The sequence below is a fragment of the Planobispora rosea genome (assembly GCF_014648175.1).
Taxonomy (GTDB): Bacteria; Actinomycetota; Actinomycetes; order Streptosporangiales; family Streptosporangiaceae; genus Planobispora; species Planobispora rosea.
Window position 1 is genome coordinate 1 of the sequence record NZ_BMQP01000141.1, and the last position, 760, is coordinate 760.

A 760-nucleotide genomic window follows, 5' to 3' on the forward strand; every position below is an offset into this window, starting at 1 on the left:
GGAGCGGCAGGTGCCGTTGTGGCTGGGGTCGTTGAAGTCGAATCTGGGTCACACTCAGGCGGCGGCCGGGGTGGGTGGTGTGATCAAGATGGTGCTGGCGTTGCGGCATGGGGTGTTGCCGCGCACGTTGCATGTTGGGGAGCCCACGCCGCAGGTCGATTGGTCGGCGGGCAATGTGCGCCTGTTGACGGAGGCGGTGGAGTGGTCGCGGGGGGAGCGGTTGCGTCGGGCGGGGGTGTCTTCGTTCGGTATCAGCGGGACCAATGCGCATGTGATCGTGGAGGAGGCTCCGGCGGTGGAGGAGGTCCCGACGGGGCCGGAGCCGGGCGCGGAGCCGGAGCCGGTGTCGGGGCCGGAGCCGGTGTCGGGGCCGGTGCAGGTGGGGTCGCCGGTGGCGCTGGCGCCGGTGTCGGCCCGCACTGCGGAGGCGCTGCAGGCGCAGGTCGCTCGGCTGGCTGGGCTTGAGGCGCGGGGGTCGGTGGATGTGGCCTACTCGCTGGCCACGACCCGGGCGCAGTTCGATCACCGGCTGGTGCTGCTGGACGGTGATCAGGTCGCCGAGGGCAGTGTGGCCGGGGGCAAGACGGCGTTCCTGTTCACCGGGCAGGGCAGCCAGCGCCTTCAGATGGGTGAGGAACTCGCGGCGGCCTTCCCCGTCTACGCCGGGGCGTTCGCCGAGGTCTGTGAGATCTTCGACGGGCTGCTGGAGCGGCCGCTGCGCGAGGTCGTCTTCGGTGAGGACGCCGGCCTGCTCAACCAG

1 protein-coding gene is annotated in these 760 nt (G+C 71.4%); it reads left to right on the plus strand.

Features of this window, described 5'->3' with window-relative positions:
• Positions 1-10: 10 nt before the first annotated feature.
• Positions 11-760 (plus strand): ketoacyl-synthetase C-terminal extension domain-containing protein (locus tag IEZ08_RS39125; protein WP_308426633.1); only part of this gene is annotated, 750 nt, incomplete at its 3' end.